Consider the following 18,960-nt stretch of genomic DNA (forward strand, 5'->3'; position numbering starts at 1 on the left):
ATAAACTTACAAAAAAATAAGTGAGAATTATAAGAAAAAAATATCACCCAAAAGGGTAATTGATTGATATGCTGTTCTCAGGATACATTTGAAATGTTAACTAAAAACGTAGGAAATCATGAAAACAGCCCTATTTATTTTTTATTTTTTATTTTTTGGATTTATTAGTTATGGCCAGGTAACTACCAAAAATATAATTATCGACTTGAATAAACCGCAGGTAGATATTCAAGCTTGCGAAGATTCATCCTGCAGAACTTTTGCGAATATTAAGTGTAAATGTAAAGTTATAAGCAAAACTCAAAATACTGCTGAAACAGAACAAAGTGAACCTGAAAACGACAAAAATCCAACTTCAACCCCAAAGACAAAGCCTACTTCAAATTTAACTCCAGAGCCAGTAAAAAGTGCGGATACAATTTACGAATGCAAGAGAAAAAGTAAATGGCTTTCTATACAATCCAGGGATTTGCTTGCTATAAAATTGACTAATGGTAACCCTCTAAAATATACTTATAAAATTGATACCAAAAATCTCTCTTTTTTTAATGATAAAAATACAACCGCTGAGGAAGTAAAAAAAGAAGCGAAAAAGGTAGGTGACTCATTGAAAGTATCATTGGTCGATAATAAAGATAAAAAGCCTCTGAAAGACATTCTCACCAATAATGAAGAATTAATTAAAAAGATTGATAATTTAAATATCGAAGTAGAAAGCTTGTATAAAATTTTAACTCAAAAAAACACTCTTCTTAAAGATGATTATGCTGAAAGAGGAGAATTTCTTAAAGCAGCAAAAGAAAATTTGAAAGCGAGCTATAGTTTATTAAATGACTTAGAACAATATAAAACTAATTCTCAATATAAAAAGACTAACGAGAAATTGCTCCTAACAAAAGAAAAGGCAGAAAAAAGTGTCGATGGAATTATACAAAAATTCTATACCATAGATTTAGATGTTCATACTTTACCAATTGATGTACAGGGAAAAAATATTGATGTTGTAGAATTTAAGCTGCACCGTTTTGATAAAACAACCAAAGAAGAGGATCTCAATTTTGCTCCAAATCCTTATAATATCTGGATTAGAGGCGGTTTAAAAATCGATGTTAGTGCCGGACTATTTTTTACTTCGCTGTATGATGAAGAATATGATAAAAGAGATGATCCAGCAATTCCGGACAACAAAATAATCACTCTAAAAAATAGTGGTGATTATGATATTGCATTTGGTACTACAATAAATACTTATATCCGTATGAATTCGTGGATAGTTCCCACACTTAATTTTGGAGCCGTATTGACCAAAAGTGAAAAGTTACAAGTGCTTTTTGGAGTTGGTGCCATATTAGGAAAACAAGAACGTATTATTTTTTCCACAGGTGTTTCTATGGGAAAAGTAGATAGACTTGCAAATTCTTATTCAGATGGAGGTTCTTATAATTTAGGAACTTCTGGTGTTGTACCCACACAAAGCCAATTTGATTTTGGACACTTTTTCGGAGTGACATACAATTTAACCAAAGTAAAGAAAATCAGTCTTGATAAAGGAATTGAAGAAAATTGATAACTACAAGAAATTCTCAATTTCTTAAAACAAACACCACTAATTAAGTTATGTGCATCAGTTTTCAAAGTTGCACAAACAAAGTTTTAATCATTAAAATCAATTGCTATGAAATGCACCAACTACCTATCAGTACTTGCAGCAACAATTTTATTTGCAAGCTGCAAAAGTTATCAAGAGATAACAAAAAAACCGGAACCCTTATATGAAGAAGTCAAGCTACCTTCATATGAAAGTAATTTTGACCTTGCGTTAAAAGTTGACTTAGCGAGTCTGGAAAGCAAATTAAATGATGTATTAAAAAAAGGATACAGCATTTCTGACGACGGGACATTTGAATATAGATCCTGGATAAAAACAAAAGATCCGCTTTATAATCCAAATAAAACAATCAAAACAAATAATCCTTTATATCACCCAAACGAATGGTTTAAGACAAAGGATCCTTTGTATCATCCGCATAAATGGCAAAAAATATTTGGGAAGAAATTTAAATGCCCTTTTTATCATCCAAATGAATGGTTTAAAACCAAAGATCCATTATATAACCCAAATGAATGGATAGAGACTAATAATCCTTTGTATCATCCAAACGAGTGGATAGAAACTAAAGGTCCCGCAGTAGCAATAGGTTATAAATATGATGTTGATTTTAAGCTGAAAGAAGATGTAAAATTATCTTATGTTGATGACAATACTTTAAAAGTCTCTGTTCCTATTTCATTTGATGGAGTTGTGGGCCTACAAGGAAGCCTGCCTGCGGCCTTTCAATTTGATAGAAAGAATTTTAATGGAGAAATTCAGTTTTTTATTAATGCAAGTTTTTCGATTACGCCAGAATGGTGTCCTAAAATTGGATTGACTGTAACGCATTCCTGGATATCAAACCCACAAATTGAGATCTTGGATAATATTAATATTTCTCTGACAGGAATAACAGATAAAAAATTAAAAGATATTGAAGGCAATGTAAGTAGGTTAATAGATCAACAAATCAAATGTGAAATGATCACAGATATTGTTAAAGACAAGTGGAAATATTATGGTTTTGGTTTGCCGGCTCTTGCAAATGGAAAAGAATATCAATTGAATATTAATCCATCAAAAGCGGCATTGTCCGGGCTAAAAGTGTACAAGGATACTTTAGCTTTATATGCCGGAATAAAAGCAAATATTAGTCTTAACGATAAGATCATCAATACAACTACTTCACTTCCTTTATTAGAAGAGAAAACTCAAACGGAAAGTGAAATAAAAGCTTTTCTGCCATTGCTTATTAAGTATAATGATATTGAATATACCGCTAATCAATATTTAAAAGACAATAAAGTAGTTCTAAAACCTGATGTTGTACTTAAACAAAAAGCTGAGGTGAAACTGCTTGAAATGAGTTTTTATCCAAATGGAGATGAAATTGTTGTAGGAGTAAAACTAAAAGCTAAATTGCCAGGAAGCCTATTGCCAGTTTCAGGATGGGTTTATTTACTAGGTAAACCAGTTATGACGAGCAATAAAAAATTTGAACTTCAGGACATAGATTTTACGATGACGGTCGATAATAAATTTTATCCGACAATATCTACGCTTTTCAAACCTTTAATTATTAATGAAATAAAAAAACAAACAACACGAGATCTAACGGATAATGTTTTAGATATTAAGAAAAAAATATTTGAAAAAATTAATTCATTCAAACATGATGATATAGGTTTTACTATTGATGATATTGATTTTGGAATGCATGAGATTGTATTAGACAAAGAAGAAATAGCCTTGGTAGGTGAATTGAATTCTAAATTCAACATATTTCTAAAAAGTAAAAAAGAACACAATGATCTTACTCAAAATGACAGATAAGTAGCATAGTAGAAACAATTACTAAACTTTGACTCTTTAGGAAAAACCGAATGACGGAAAGTTTTTTACACCCTGCAAATACCAATTTGCAGGGTCTTTTTTTAGTATCAAATCGTACTTTTAATTCTGAGATTTTTTAACATATAAAAGATGTTATTTTAAGAATAAACTGATTTAAAAATCTTACATTACGGCTTCAAAATAAATGCCACAAAAGATGAATCTAAGCATCTCAGTTAAACAATTAGGAAAAAAAAATCCGCTTCTTCAGGAAAAAAGTATCGCTTTAGCGCTAGAAAATCCTGTCATTACTACACAAAAACTCATAGAATCGATTGTTGATCATCAGGTTCAATTGTTCCGTTCTTCATCCTTTGAGTTTGAAGACGAAGACAAAATCCATCTTCCAAAAGAAAATTACCTTCCCATTCTTACCGATACCGGAAAAGTGGGTTTCGGCGCACTTTACAATCACAACAAAGTAGATTTAGCCAAAGCACAGGAAAATGCCATTCAGGCTTTTGAAGATGGTTTATATGCCGTTTTCTATGGCGACGATCAGCTGGAAACTTTAACCGAAGAAATCGATTTATCTCAAAATAAGCCCATCACTTTTGTTAGGTTGACTTTCTTGGCGGGAAGTTACTGGTAGTTGGAAATCTCAATTTTTAAAATTCCAAATTCCAAAATTTGTTTGGGGAAATCCTTCGGCTTCGCTCAGGAAGGCAAAGTGAAGTAATCTATCCCGATAGCTATCGGGACTACAGTCTAAAATCTAAAATAAACAATATGACAATAGAAGATCTTTTAAAAAGTAAAGTAATCGAGAATCCGATTAAGAGATTAAAAAAGGAACTGGAAGAAATTGCAAACAGCAATCTGGTTTCGAAACTATTATTAAAAACAAAACTTAAAAAAGAAGTGGCAGAGTTTGGTCTTGAACTACTAAAACTTCAGGACAGTTATTACTGCAATTATATTACTCTGGGCTCAAAAGAAGCCGAAAAGTTTGCCACGTTGGTAAAAGAGGATATGTGGGAAGATAAAAACTACTACGATTTGCTGCTTTACTTTTTTGGCGAAGAAAATGCTGCTTATGTAAAAGAAGCCTGGAGCAGACTTCCGCATAAAATGTATCAGATTGGTTATACCCGAAGAGCTTTTAGAGCGCCAAATCATAAAAGTTATTTACTGATTAATCAGATCAATTTTCTGCGTTCTTTGCTAAACGCACCTTACAAATACAATTATCAGGATAGTACGACTTTTTATTATGATTTGAGTATAGAAGATCAGATTCGTTATGATACCGAGATTTCAAATACCGGTAATCAGTTTATGCTTTGGTCTTCGGCACTTGATTCTGGTAAGGAAAATCTGTTTCAATTATTTGAAGATATTATTTTCAATAAAGATCCAAGAGGAAAGGTTTCCAGAAATATCATCAAAGCACTTTTAAACAGCGAAAAACAACAAAACTGGGAGTTGGTAGAAAAATTATTGCTTGCCGCTCAGCGTCAGGAAGGTTTGCGCCAGACCATTCTTGAAGCGCTGGACGAAACCAGTATAGGAGCTTTGCAATACATGATTAAGGTTATTATTGACAATAAACTGACTCGTTTTTCATCGGTGGTAAGAGCGATTGATACCTGGACAGGCTTGGGTTGGGATTCTGAAAAAGAAACTACAGTTAGAAATATTATCGAGTTGGCTTACGGTTATTTTACAAAACCAGAAACGATTCCGACTGGTATAAAAAGCAAAAATAATAATGAAGTCTATATGGCGCTTTGGGTTCAGGGCGTTTTGGATGTAGAGAAAACAGTTCCGTATCTGCATGAATTGTTAGAAAAAGGTTCGGTTGAAAAGAAATCACTGGCATTGAAATTTGCCGGAGAAACTAACGATCCTTATATTGAAATGCCACTTTATTTTAAAGCGATAGAAGATGATAATTTGCAGGTTTTGGCCTTTGCAGCTCCAAGAATGAATGATTTACTGGAAGCCAATACAAAATCTAAGTTTTATATTGAAAATGCAGATTATCCGAACTTTTTTGATAAAGTGTATCATCTTGCACAAAGCATTACAGAAAAAGAAAAAACTTTTGAAGGGAAAGTATTTTCGTGGCTCAATATCAAATTTGAAAGAGATACGCTTTATGCCGCTGCCATTAATTTGGTGGGCGACAACAACGAAAGATTAGAAGCGGTTTTACAACATTTTGAAGGTTTCTCGATCAATTTAAGAGAGAAACTGACCAGAAATTTATTGGGAAGTTTTTACAGCTATTCTTTTTACAGTCATCAAAATAATAACGATAAAAAGAAAACAGAACCAACTGAATTTCAAAGAAATTTTGCCTTACGTATTTTAAAAGACAGGGGAGAATCTCTTGTGGCTTCGGCGGTGAATGTTTTAAAAGATTTGAGTTTAACGGAAGATGAATTGGTTATTTTTCAGGAATTATTTAAACGTAAAAATTCTAATTTAAAAAAGAATCTAACAGCGATTCTGATTAAACAAGAAGATCCAAAAGTGATCAACTTTGTTCATCAGACCATAGAAAAAGGCGATTTAGAACAGCGTATGTCTATGTTGGACGTAATGCTTCAGCTTCAGAAAAATAACAAACTTACGGATAAAGTAAATGATTGGGTAAAAGACTATCTGCAAAGACCAAAGATTACAGAAAAGGAAACCAAATTTATTGAGCAGCTGGAACCTTCAAAAAAGCAAGATCTCTTAAGCGCAGAAAACGGTTACGGATTTTTTACGCCAAATGAATTTTCGATTTACGAATTGCCAAAATCAAACGGGGATTCTTTGTATGCCAAATCGGTAAAAGCAGAACAATACGGTTTCTCAAAATCGATGTCGCATATTAAAACCGAGATCGAAAAGCTTTATAAATTGTTTGAAGAAAACAGAAATTACGAATACGAAATTGAAAACTACGATAACAGCAGATCGACTGTTTTGCTTGGCAATACGTTTAGACAATTAAAAAATCTAAAAGACGAAACAAACTCAGAATTAGCAGCAGTAAATTATCCGTTGTATGAGGTTTGGGCGGGCTGGTTTGAAAATTCAGGTCTGGCCGAAAGAGATTTGTTTTTAATGACGCTTGTAAGTAGTTGTGACCGAAAAGTATGGCGGGATTTTTTAGATAAACATGTTTTTTATTATAAAGAATTATTGCCGCACCAAAACAAAAGAGGTTATGATTGGGATAATGCAATTTTGAATATTCTGAATGCTTTGCAATTAAAATATGCTTTTAATGAAAAAGCCGATTTCCTGATCGATGCCTGCAGCGCATTGTATGCTGATCTTCCGGAATCTGTAATAGAATTTGAATATAAGCCTGCTAAAGACGAGTATTATTACAATAACAACAACGGAGATGGCTGGCAGAGTCAGGGCTTTTTTGATATTTATCTGAATAAAATTGGTTTACTTGATTTAACAGAAGAACAGAATACTAAAGTATGGAATCTGTACAGATGGAGACAATTAAACGGTTTAGAAAAAAACAGATCTTTTGCCAAACCTCCGATTCATTTGTATGGCATTGCCTTTGAGCAAAATTTAATTACAGAAGGAGAATTGTACGAAGGTATTTTAGAACCGGAAAGAATTTCTGTTTTAACCAGCGAGAAGAAACATTACAGACATTTTGGAAGCGAAGATCTAATTAAAAAATTTCAGTTCCTGGTGCCAATGATAGACAAAATCAGAGAGACATTTTTGGATATTGAGGTAAAAAGAGGTGATTCTAATACTTCGGTAACGCATTTGACTCAGAGTTTTCAGAAAATTTTTGGAGCTAATCGTTTGGTTGAGCTTATTACAGCACTTGGTAAGGCAAGTTTGTACAAAGGCTATATTTATTCCTGGAGTTACACCGATTTAACCAAACAGAAATTATTTAGTTTCTTGTTAAAAAGATGTTATCCGCTGGCGACAGATACACAGGAAAGTTTTAATGAATTAATTAAAAAAGCCAAAATCTCTGAAGAAAAACTGATTCAGACTGCTATTTATGCGCCGCAATGGCAAAAGTTTATCAGTAATTATTTAGACTGGAATGGTCTGGATGAGGGAATTTGGTGGTTTCATGCGCATACCAAAACGGCAACATACAGTGCTGTAAATTCAGAATTGGAAAGTGAAGCAGCGAGATTTTCGACCTTAGATTTACAGGATTTTAAAGATGGTGCAGTAGATAAAAACTGGTTCACATCGGCTTATAAAAAATTAGGAAAAGCAAAATGGGAACTTTTATACGAATCTGCCAAGTATGTTACAGACGGAAACGGTCATCGTCGTGCAAGATTGTACGCAGATACGATTACAGGAGATTTGAAAATTAGAGAAGTTACTGCCAAAGTAAAAGACAAGCGTGATCAGGATTATCTGCGAGTGTACGGATTGGTTCCGTTAAGCAAAGCAAGTCCGGAAAAAGATATTTTGGCGCGTTACGAATATTTACAGCAGTTTAAAAAAGAAAGCAAAGAGTTTGGTTCGATGAAACAAGCGAGCGAAGCTTTGGCTATTCGTGTGGCACTCGAGAACCTGGCGAGAAATGCGGGTTATCCGGATCCTGTTCGTTTAACATGGGCAATGGAAACCAAACAAGTACAAAATATTTTATCAAAAGAAACTGAAGTAGTTTTGGATGATCTTACAATTAGTCTCGTAATTAACAAAGAAGGAAAAGCCGATTTGGTTACGTATAAAGGAGATAAAGAATTAAAATCGATTCCGCCGAAATACAAAAAAGACAAAGGCATTCTGGAATTAACGAATTACCGTAAAACCATGCGCGAGCAATGGACACGCTCCAGAAAAGGTTTGGAAGAAAGTATGATTCGCGGCGATGAGTTTTTATTTGCAGAAATGCAGAATCTTTTTGAGCATCCGATTATTTCGAAACATCTGGAGAAATTAGTTTTTATTTCTAATGACAATCAGATTGGTTTTTATGTCGATGGAAGTTTAGTAACCGGTTTAGGAGAAATGATTGCCCTAAATGAAAATCAAACTTTTAGAATTGCACACTGTTTTGATTTGCATAAAAACAATGTTTGGACAGATTTTCAGAAATATTGTTTTGATAATAAACTGCTGCAGCCTTTTAAACAAATCTTCAGAGAATTGTATGTTCCAACGCCAGACGAATTAAAAGAAAAATCAATTTCAAGGCGTTATGCAGGACATCAGGTACAGCCAAATCAGACTTTAGCACTGTTAAAAGGAAGAGGCTGGAAAGTAGATTATGAAGAAGGATTACAGAAAGTTTTCCATAAAGAAGGATATCAGGTAAAAATGTATGCACTGGCAGACTGGTTCTCTCCAGCCGATGTAGAAAGCCCAACTTTGGAAACGATTGAATTCCATTCTTTAAAAGATTATAAAAACATTGCATTTGAAGATATAAATCCAAGGATTTTCTCAGAAGTAATGCGAGATATTGATTTAGTTGTAAGCGTTGCTCATGTAGGCGGAGTTGATCCGGAAGCGAGTCATTCTTCTATCGAAATGAGAGCGGTATTATTGAGAGAAACACTGCGTTTATTCAAAATTAAAAATGTAGAAATTACAGGAAACCATGCGATTATAAAAGGACAATTGGCAGAATACAGCGTTCATTTAGGAAGTGCTGTTGTACACCAGTTGCCGGTAAATATTTATCGATATTGCCAATTCATTCGCAACACAGAGGGCGTTTATTCCTGCCATTTGCAGACGACGATCCAAAATCGGCTGAGGTAATGTCTAAAGTTTTATTGTTTGCCAAAGACAATGAAATTCAGGATCCAACGATTTTAAGTCAGATTGATAAGACGTATGCGTAATTAAGTAATTGATTGGACCTGACAGGTTTCAAAAACCTGTCAAGTCTCGTCGTAAATAATAAACAGATACAAAAAATCGTTGTAATCGGTGTTTTCGTGGTATCGAATCTGTAAATCTTAAATAGAATTAGTTTCACTACTCATACGATCAATAAAAAGCCAATACCCTGCAAGTACCATTTGCAGGGTATTTTGTTATAAAAAATATATTTTAGATGTGTTTTGTTAAATTAATCCAAAAATAACTACATTTGTACCTGTAATTAATAATAGAAAAAAATACATATGATACTTTCAGTAAGCAAAAATTTTGAACGTTCGGCCGGAGATATTCCAGCTGATTGTACAGGATGCTATATGTATTTTTATGAAATTGTAATGTAAAAATTAGAGTCAAACTCATCATAAAATAGAAAAGCGTCCTCATTTAAGGGCGCTTTTTTTGTTTTTGAAACAATTTGAATTTACTCAATGTGATAAAAAGAAATCTAAAATGATTAAAAAACAAACCATAACTAAAAATAATTAAAAAAATAAGTGACCAAATGTTTAATGATTAATCAAAATAGCGAAATATAGTCTTGGGAAGTAATCTAATGAGTAACAGTCATTTGATAAAAAGATAAATCTGCACCAGTTTGCGGACAGGGATTTCTTTATCTTTATTTTCGAGTTAACTAATTGATAGTCAGAAAATTAATCTTAAAAAAGATTTGGAAATATGATTTTTTCCTCTTTATCTTTGCCGAACAAAATTGAAACACAGCGTTTCAGAAAACAACAACAACAATTATAAAAAATAAATAAAATGAGTTTTAAATCATACATACATAACCCAGGATTAGTAGCCGCGACTTCGGATCGTGAATGCTTTTACATGTCGGTGCATCAATATAGGCAATAAGATAGTTATATCGTATTTGTTATGAAGCACCTTTAATCGGGTGCTTTTTTTGTGCCGATCGTTTAGCCACGAAGGTACAAAGTCACAAAGATTTTTAAGGAAAGATGAAAAATAAAACTTTGTGACTTAGCGCCTTAGTGGCAGAGAAAAAGTTTAACAATAAAAATTTAAGGATGAATCAAGAAATAGGATTTGCGTCGGGCCTTAGTGGTCAAATAGACAAACAGGAGTCAAGTGAACCGTCATTTGCCTCAATTAAAAAGAAAAATTTGGAACTGATTAACCTATGGAAAGAAAGGGTAAGTTTTAAGGAAATTATATATATCATTTAGAGATATTTCTCTGGTAAAGCAAGGGTGCTTTTAAACTTTTGTGATATTGGATTTCCCGGAAAAGCCTTCGATTTCCTGAGATTCCCAAGAATTGCAAAAAAATAAAATACCATGCAAAACAATACATTACAACAATATAAAACCGCAATTAGAAAAAAATACGAGATAGAAAAAGAAGGCAAGTACTTTGATTATTTGTACAAACCTTCTCGTGGACAACTTCGTGATTTGTGCTGGTTGATTTTCGAAAATAACCCAACAAAAGATGATTTGAATGTTTTCAGTAATCTATTGGGTCTAGATTTCGATCACAACAAAAAGAATAAGTTTAAGGAGAAGAAAGATAAGTTCAGACCTATTGAAACCTTCTTTAAAGGCGAAACTGATCCATCAAACATTGATGCTATAAATATGGCTGCAATTTTGGTTGATTTTGAGCTACGTCCTTTCAAAAAGTTTTACGAAAATTCTAAAACTGAAGAAACAAAAACAGTTAAACGGATTGAGAAAGCTAAAGGAGTTTTTGAAAAGAAGAGTACTGAAAAAAAGGAAAAGCCTGAAAAAAAATCTAAGAAAAGAAGTTTCTTTCTAGATTTTAAAAGCATGTTTTTCTAGGGGGTGCCACACTCCCGATAGTTATCGGGTGTGTGAAAATATCTTAGCGATCCTTTGCGTAAACCTTTGCGCTCTTAGCGGTTAAAAAAGAAACACAATTATTTAAAAATTAAAAAAAAATGAAAACTACAGATAAAATTATTATTATCGATTTGGAAGCCACATGTTGGCAGAGTGCGGTCCCGAAAGGTCAGCAAAATGAAATTATTGAAATCGGATTGGCGGTCTTAGATACAGAGACGGGCAAAATTTCGAAGAACAAAGGAATTTTAATAAAGCCTCAGCGTTCTAGTGTAAGTACGTTTTGTACAGAACTGACGACTATTACTCAGGATTTATTGGATCAAAACGGAGTAAGTTTTGAAGATGCTGTTGATTTACTAATCGACGAATACAACCCCGATTTGTATACTTGGGCTAGTTACGGTCAGTACGATTTGAATATGCTTAGTAAGCAATGTAAATCGTTCGGTATTCCGTATCCAATGGGTGAGGAGCACATCAATGTAAAAGAGCATTTTGCAGAAAAGTTTGGTTTGAAAAGATCTACCGGAATGAATGGTGCACTTCAATTATTGAATATTCCGTTGGAAGGAACACATCACCGCGGAATTGACGATGCTAAAAACATTGCCAAGATCTTGCATTGGTGTCTGAAAAATTAGAATGATTTAAATCCATTCTCCAGCGGCATTGTAATCGTCTGGAAGATAGGTGAGATATTGTACCATTCGCGGGTTGTCTCCTTTATTGGGCGTTGCACAGTGTGGCAGTGATTGATGCCAGATGATAAAATCTCCGGCGTCGCCTGTAATAGGTTTTGGCTGTAATGTTTGTAACGCTTTCTCTCTTGGATTTTCGTGAGGTTTAAGCTCGTCCAGCCATTGATTAATTTGGTTGTGAAAACCCGGAACGCAATGAAAAGCGCCATCATTTGGCCCGCAATCGGTTAAATAAAGCAACCCCTGAAGTCCAAAAGTAAGTGGTTTTTTTAAGCTCATATCCCAATGAAGCGGACTTCCCAGAAAATTAAAATTCTCTGCTTCAGGAGGATTAAAACTTACCTTGTCAATCGTTTTGTAAATTTTAGTGGTTTTATAAAGCTGTTCATATGCTTTTTTAACTCTCTGAGAGAATCGGTTGCGATTTAAAGTTTCATGATTAGAAAAATTAAGCATAAGCCCTTTTTGATCTTCATGTCGGTTGTACCAGCTTTCTTTTTTATCAGGATCCATCTTTAGGTATTCCCAAATTGCTTTTTGCGTGTCTTCACAGTCTTTTTTTGAAATGGCGTTTTTGATCACTACATAACCGTTTTGGTCCCAGAATTCTAAATCTTGTTCAGAAAGGACATTTTCGATTAAATCTTCGGTTTGGGGAATAGTATCGCGTTTTCGGTTGCTAACCCATATTTTAAAAGTTTCAAAATCAGGTTTTTCAAAATGCAAAAACTGCAAAACATCTTCCATACTGATGTTCAATTGATACAGGGCTTTAATTTCGTTGTCCCAGTTGATATGGTCCGAACTTGCATTTTCAGGATCTACAGTACGTTTCCATAATGGTTCGAGGACATTCCAGGGCATAGTAATTCTGTTTTAAGTTGATATACAACCAAAAATACAGGATTTATAGTTCGATAATTACAGTAAAAATACCCGTTTTTAAGTCGTAAAAAGGCTGTCTCCAAATTGAGACAGCCTTTTTTGATACTATTACTTAAAATAAAGCTTTTTATAAAGATTAAACCATAGCAGTATTCTGAGGTGTCTTTGGCGTTTTTACAAATTTGATATAAACGAAAAACTCAACAAACGGAATAAGAAGAAACAACAGGAAAAAAAGCAGTTCATGTTTTAGAATTTCGTGAAAAATAAAATCCTGTACCGATTGTAATTTTCGACCCATTTCTGATTGTAAAGAAAGTTCGATTTTTTGAGGCTCGATTTGATCTAGTCTGGCTAAAGTAGATTTGAATTCGGCATAATTAATGTTTTTTACATTTTTCATATCGGCTTTGTCGTCAACAGCTTTCATGAAACCATATACACAAGCGCTGTAAACATCAGATTCGTATTTTTGAAGCAAGTACGAAGTCGAAGAATTTTTGAATTTATCCAGAGTACTTAATCCACTATTGTTTTGTTTGATATAACCTGCAAATGCTTTGGTGATCGATTTACTCGCATCATCTGAAGAGTTAGACAGCATTTGTACTGCATGAAGAAAGTCTTTTTTCTCTTTTTCGGATGAAAATGTCGTTCCGAAGGTGTTAGAATAAATTTGAGCAGTAATGTTTTTGTTTTCGTTGCGCAAAATAGAATGCGTTCCGTAGAATAAACCAATCATGGTCATGAAATACAATATAACAATCATGAAATACGGAATCCACAGTTTAGCAATCCAGTTATAATATTGTTTGTCGCGGTCAAAGAATTTTTTTCGGTATAAAAATATATTGAATACAATACCCAGAATAATTCCCAAAACAACAAATAAAACAATCCAGAATATAAACCAGCCTATGTTTGGCAGGATAAACTGTTTTGAAAATTCCCAAACTTCTGACCAATTTATACTGTCGATATATTCTTTCATATTTTGTTTTTAGTAGATTAAAAATAATTAAAAATTTTATTCTGATTAAAAATTTATTGAACAAGAATTAAAAAAGGCTGTCTAAATTTTAGACAGCCTTTTTCTTTGGTTAAAATTATTTTGATTATTAATTATTCCCGTAGATTTTAACGTAAAGATTTTTATAAATTTCTTTAATAATTTTACGTTTTAGTTTAAGTGTAGGAGTCAGTTGTCCGCCATCGATAGACCAAACATCCGGGGTAAGTTCAAAACGTTTGATTTTTTCCCAGTGTCCAAATTTTTCATTAATACCTTCAACTTCTTCGTCGATACGTTTAATTACATCTGTATTTGATGCAATTTCGGCATTAGAACCTCCTAAAGTAATTTTATGGATTTTGGCCCATTCTTTTACAAATTCAAAGTTTGGCTGAATAAATGCTGCCGGCATTTTTTCGCCCTCACCAATTACCATAATCTGCTCAATAAAACGAGATTGTTTCATGGCATTTTCGATCATTTGTGGTGCAATATATTTACCTCCCGAAGTTTTGAACATTTCTTTTTTACGATCGGTAATTTTCAGGAATCCTTCGCTGTCAATTTCTCCGATATCTCCTGTGTGGAAATAACCGTCTTGTAAAGCTTCGGCAGTTTTTTCAGCATCTTTAAAGTAACCTAACATTACATTTGGTCCTTTGCAAAGGATTTCACCGTCTTCGGCAATTTTAACTTCTACGTTACGAATTACTTTTCCAACAGTTCCAATTTTAAAACCTTTGTTTCTTTGGTCATTTACCGCAATTACCGGTGATGTTTCAGATAAACCGTAACCTTCCATAACCGGAATTTCTGCAGCAGCAAAAACTCTTGTTAAACGTGGCTGTAATGCAGCACTTCCGGAAACCATTAAATCTAAATTTCCACCCAAACCTTCTTTCCATTTACTGAAAATTAGTTTGCGGGCAATTTTTAACTGAAATTCATACCAGCCACCATTTGCACCGTATGGCTCATATCTTAAACCTAAATCAATAGCCCAGAAAAATAGTTTTTTCTTAATGCCGGTTAATTCAGCTCCTTTTGCATAAATTTTATCGTATACTTTCTCTAGAAGTCTTGGAACAGCTGTCATAACAGTTGGACGTACTTCTTTTAAGTTGTCACTGATTTTGTCAATCGATTCTCCAAAATATACTGAGACACCATAATATTGGTAGATGTACAAAATCATTCTTTCAAAAATATGACAGATAGGCAAGAAGCTCAATGCAGTACTTTTTCCCGGATCAAACGGAATTCTTGGTGCGCTGTCTAATACATTCGAAACAATGTTTTTGTGCGAAAGCATAACACCTTTAGGTCTTCCTGTAGTTCCGGAAGTATAGATAATCGTAGCTAAATCATCGGTATGAATACTTTCTTTTCTGGCTTCAACTTCAGCCTGATTGCTGTCGTCTTCACCTAATAAAAGTAAATCAGACCAGTGTTTACAGCCTTGAATTTCATTAAAAGAATATACTTCTTTTAATGTTGGCACATTGGCTCTGATAGATTGTACTTTCTGAAATACTTCGTCGTCAGAAACAAAGACATACATACTGCCACTATGATTCAATATATATTCATAATCTTCTTCTGAAATAGTTGGGTAGATTGGAACATTCTGTGCCCCGGTTTGCAGAATACCAATATCCATGATATTCCATTCTGTACGGTTATTAGAAGTGATTAAAGCAATTTTATCATCTTTCTGAATTCCCATGCGCAATAATGCTCTTGAAATGGCATTTGCTTTTGCAATATATTCCTGGCTAGATGTTTTTTCCCAGACTCCATTCTTTTTTGTTGCTAAGGCAACCGGAAGGTTATAAGTTTCTTGTTGATAATAGGGAAAATCAAAAAGACGTGTGATTGAAACCATGTTTAATATATTGAATTTTATCGCAAATTAAATAAAAAATAGGTATAATTTTTAATTTTGTGAAATTTTATGGGAAAAATTATAGGTACTCTTGAAAATCAACGAAAACGTTTTCTTTTTTGTAGTAAATCTTCGAAAAAATGAGAAATTATCTATTTGAAGCGTCTTTTCCCATGTCATTATAATCTTCATAATCCTTCACTCGCTCACCCATAATGAACATTTTCTTCTTTGTAAAATGTATTGAGAGCTGCGTGTAATTCCATTCTTCGCTATCATTTGTTCTGTACCAAAGGGTATAAGTAGCACTATTGAAACCTTGTCTGAAAACAGGAATTCCTTCATCTGTACATTCAAGTCCCCAATTGATTTTCTTTTTAGATAAATCTTCGTATTGGTAAACACCTGTTCCGTCAGGATTTAATATAATAACAGGCTCTTTTTTTCCTGCAGGAGCAAAAGTTCCCGGAACCGGATAACTAACAGTAGTGGTAATAAAACGTTCCTTCTCTCTGTAAGTAATTGCATTTACTTCGACTTGCGAATATGATTTTGCAGTAAAAAATAATAGGGTAAAAAATAATAAACGAATTGCTTTCATTCTATGTAGGATTTAGTGTTTTTGGGGCTTAAAAAATTCAGTGGCGGGAATTTTTTTGGCGAATATACTCTAAATTTTCCGTAGAAAATGAATCCGAAATTACAAGAATGAGTTTTTTTTAATTTTTTATTTGTTGTATAATTTATTCTGTCGAAAACTGATTTTCCAGTAATTTTTCTTTAAAATCAGATTTAAAAGTATACGCAAACGTAAGCATTAAGGCGCGGGTGTCTGATTTATTTGTTCGATTGTTACTGAATAATGCGGTGTTGTTTTTATAACCACTTTCGAGTGTATTAAACATATCAGTTACAACCAATCCTAATCGGGCATTTCCTTTTCCTAATTTTTGCTGAAATCCCATATCAACGTTATAAACCGGGATTCTTTTTCCCTGAGCAGTTGCCAAAGCCGAATTGTAATTTCCAATAATTTGTAGTTTTCCGCCTTTCCACGGTACAAAATTATTAATGATTTTTCCGTACCAGCTAAAAGCATTGGTAACATTATCTTCGCCCAGATTTGATGCATTTATATTTTGCTGAAAAGCAGTTAAACTGATATTTGCATCATAAAAACCAATTGGTTTCAGACTGAAAATAGTTTCTAAACCGTAAGTAATAGTGCTTCCAATATTTCTTGGCTGAAGAAAAATAACACCATTGTCCAGCAATTCTGCATATTGTCTGATTGCGTCAGTTGTATTTCTGTAAAAAGCATTGGTTGATAATGAATAGCTTTTCCAGTCTTTATTGTAACTCATTTCGGCAATATGAATAATCTCGGGCTTCAAATAAGGATTTCCTCCATGCGGATTAAGCGCATCTGTGATATCAATAAACGGATTCAAATCATCCAGATCCGGGCGATTAATACGTTTGCTATAACCAATTTTTACAAATTCGTCTGCTTTTAAATTCAATTGCAAAGAAGCCGATGGAAAAAGTTTTAAATAATTATTGCTAAAACGATCACTGTTATTTTGAGTTGCTCCAGTGTTGGAAACATTTTCTGCACGCAAACCTAAATTGTATTTCCATTTTGGACTTTCACTTTCGCCAATAAACGAATTCAGCATTCCGTAAACTGCATTTATTTGTTCGTTAAATTTGAAAGTATTGCTGGCTATGGGGTTCACAACATAATCACCATTTACCAAATCAGCACTTTCAAAATCAGAATTAAAAAAACGAAATGTTCCTTTGTAGCCTGTTTCTATAATTGATTTTTCTGAAACAGGAAAAGTATAGTTTACAATAGCATTAGAAATGTTTTGGTTTTCATAATTGTGTGTTCGCTGCAAACGGGCTTCGCCAATCTGCTGTTGATATTCATCATAATTATAAGTGTCAATATCGGTGTTTTCTCTGTGTTTCCCGAATGACGAAGTAATTGATGTGTTTAAATTTTTTCTTTCGTCAGAAAATTTCCGATCATAATTAAAAGACAGTTCTCCAACTTTTGAACGCTCCAGTTCTAAAGAATGTCTTCTATTATTTGAAAAGAATGCATTGCTACTTGTGTTTACCTGTGTGTACAAAGTTTCATCATTATCCTGAGTTTCAATATTTCCTAAAGCTTCAAAAGAAAAGGTGTTTTTATCATTTGGAGCATAATCAACATTGAATTTCAGATTTTGCAAACCTTCGGTACGCTCGTCATTTCTGTTTTGATGAATGTAGTGTTCATCATCAATAAAATAATTTGTTCTGTCGGCATTTATTTTTTTGGTTCTTCCAGCAAAACGATTGTCATATCCCAAACCAATATTCCATTTTTCTGTTTTATTATTTAAAAGAACAGAACTGTTTACTCTGCCTTTTGCTCCAAAACCTGCCCCAAGAGCTACCGCGCCATTTAGACCATTTTGATTGTTTTTTTTAAGCTTGATATTGATGATACCACTTTCTGCATTTGCATCATATTTAGCTGTCGGATTACTGATAATTTCGATGCTTTCAATACTACTTGCTGCAATTTGATCCATATTGGTAATGGCAGAGTTTTTTCCGTTAATCAAAATCATGGGTGATTTACCTCTTAAAGTAATTCCACCTTCAGCATCTACTGCTACTGTTGGAATGCTTTTTAGCATATCGGTTGCGGTTCCTCCGGATTGTGAAATATTCGAAACAGCATTAAAAATAAAGCCTTCATTCGTTTTCTGAATTTGTTTTTTCTGAGATTTTACTACAACATCATTCAGTAAATTAGTGTCGTTTTGCAATTTGATAGTTCCAATAGAAATTGGACTTTCAGAAACTTTTATTTTTTGAGATATAGTTTTAAAACCTATTAATTTAAATTGAAGCTGATAATCTCCAGAGCGAACATTCTCTAAGGCAAAATTTCCCATAACATCGGTTACAGCATAATTGGCTGTTTTGGTAGAATCGCTGGTGCTTTTTAAAACTACATCAACAAATTCTATAGGAAGTTTTCCGTCAGTGATATTTCCTTTTATGGCTGTAGTTTTTTGTGCAAAGGAAAATTGGCTTATAGTAAATAAGATAATTAGGTAAGATATTTTCTGGATCATATTTTTCATGACACAAAGATATTTATCCGAATATTTATACTTGCTTAAGCTGTCTTAAGATACCATTAAATTAATCTTAGAATCGTTTTAAATAGTTTTTTTTGCCACAGATTAAAAGGATTAGAATTTTTAAATGTTGCGAAAAGAATAATCTGTGTTAATCTGTGTAATCTGTGGCAA

At 33.4% G+C, this 18,960-nt stretch carries 11 protein-coding genes; 6 read left to right on the forward strand and 5 right to left on the reverse strand.

The features are described from left to right. Window positions 1-118 precede the first annotated feature (118 nt). The 6 genes from OLM51_RS09185 (at window position 119) to OLM51_RS09210 (ending at window position 11,801) form a co-directional block, all read left to right on the forward strand. Entirely contained in the window at window positions 119-1,567 is a 1,449-nt protein-coding gene (locus OLM51_RS09185; RefSeq protein ID WP_264554018.1) for a hypothetical protein, read from the forward strand. A 108-nt stretch (window positions 1,568-1,675) separates the two neighbouring features. Continuing rightward, on the forward strand, window positions 1,676-3,424 hold the full coding sequence (locus tag OLM51_RS09190) for a DUF4403 family protein (RefSeq protein WP_264554019.1): 1,749 nt from the start codon (window positions 1,676-1,678) through the stop codon (window positions 3,422-3,424). Between the two features lie 217 nt (window positions 3,425-3,641). Next, entirely contained in the window at window positions 3,642-4,076 is a 435-nt protein-coding gene (locus OLM51_RS09195; RefSeq protein WP_264554020.1) for a hypothetical protein, read from the forward strand. 137 nt (window positions 4,077-4,213) lie between these two features. Further along, window positions 4,214-9,202 carry a DUF4132 domain-containing protein gene (locus OLM51_RS09200; RefSeq protein ID WP_264554021.1) on the forward strand — a complete coding sequence of 1,663 codons (4,989 nt, stop codon included), beginning with the start codon at window positions 4,214-4,216 and terminating at the stop codon, window positions 9,200-9,202. A gap of 1,430 nt (window positions 9,203-10,632) precedes the next feature. After that, window positions 10,633-11,136: a hypothetical protein gene (locus OLM51_RS09205; RefSeq protein WP_264554022.1), complete on the forward strand. Its 504-nt coding sequence runs from the start codon at window positions 10,633-10,635 to the stop codon at window positions 11,134-11,136. Between the two features lie 119 nt (window positions 11,137-11,255). Next, window positions 11,256-11,801, forward strand: coding sequence for a 3'-5' exonuclease (locus OLM51_RS09210; protein ID WP_264554023.1), 546 nt, complete (start codon window positions 11,256-11,258; stop codon window positions 11,799-11,801). Between the two features lie 6 nt (window positions 11,802-11,807). Here OLM51_RS09210 and OLM51_RS09215 read toward each other — a convergent pair whose 3' ends face one another. The 5 genes from OLM51_RS09215 to OLM51_RS09235 all read right to left on the reverse strand — a co-directional run bounded on the left by OLM51_RS09215 (window position 11,808) and on the right by OLM51_RS09235 (window position 18,789). Next, window positions 11,808-12,722 (reverse strand): phytanoyl-CoA dioxygenase family protein, encoded by a 915-nt coding sequence (locus OLM51_RS09215; protein WP_264554024.1) that lies wholly within the window; start codon window positions 12,720-12,722, stop codon window positions 11,808-11,810. Window positions 12,723-12,879: 157 nt separating this feature from the next. Beyond that, on the reverse strand, window positions 12,880-13,734 hold the full coding sequence (locus OLM51_RS09220; protein WP_264554025.1) for a hypothetical protein: 855 nt from the start codon (window positions 13,732-13,734) through the stop codon (window positions 12,880-12,882). A 127-nt stretch (window positions 13,735-13,861) separates the two neighbouring features. Next, window positions 13,862-15,640 carry an AMP-dependent synthetase/ligase gene (locus OLM51_RS09225; protein WP_264554026.1) on the reverse strand — a complete coding sequence of 593 codons (1,779 nt, stop codon included), beginning with the start codon at window positions 15,638-15,640 and terminating at the stop codon, window positions 13,862-13,864. 148 nt (window positions 15,641-15,788) lie between these two features. Further along, window positions 15,789-16,241 carry a hypothetical protein gene (locus OLM51_RS09230; RefSeq protein WP_264554027.1) on the reverse strand — a complete coding sequence of 151 codons (453 nt, stop codon included), beginning with the start codon at window positions 16,239-16,241 and terminating at the stop codon, window positions 15,789-15,791. Window positions 16,242-16,383: 142 nt separating this feature from the next. Continuing rightward, window positions 16,384-18,789, reverse strand: a complete 2,406-nt coding sequence (locus OLM51_RS09235; RefSeq protein WP_264554028.1) for a TonB-dependent receptor domain-containing protein — start codon at window positions 18,787-18,789, stop codon at window positions 16,384-16,386. Window positions 18,790-18,960: the final 171 nt, after the last annotated feature.

The sequence above is a fragment of the Flavobacterium sp. N2038 genome, from assembly GCF_025947185.1.
Taxonomy (GTDB): domain Bacteria; phylum Bacteroidota; class Bacteroidia; order Flavobacteriales; family Flavobacteriaceae; genus Flavobacterium.